We start from the raw sequence: 262 nt of genomic DNA on the forward strand, positions 1-262 counted from the left end.
CACGGGCGCGACCGGCGGATGGTTCGGCTTGCCGAAGGTCCCGTTCGGGCCGGGTACGCGCAGTTCGAGGAAAGCGATACCGATCTTGCCGAGCGCGGCGGCAGCGGCCCCGAACAGAGCGTCCGGATTCGACTCGTCCACGCCTTGGATCTCGCCGTTCGGTGACAGGCGCACGCCCGTGCGGTCCTTCCCGATGGCGTCGGCCACGGGCTGGGTGACCTCCGTCAGCAGGCGGATGCGGTTCTCGACTGAGCCGCCATAG

At 69.5% G+C, this 262-nt stretch carries 1 protein-coding gene; it reads right to left on the reverse strand.

Translation table 11 applies throughout. The annotated features are described in order from the left end of the window. Nucleotides 1-262: oxidoreductase (locus AC0IXR_RS25090; RefSeq protein WP_471762601.1), on the reverse strand; the 262-nt coding region annotated here is incomplete at both ends.

The organism is Methylobacterium sp. AC832, from assembly GCF_979256025.1.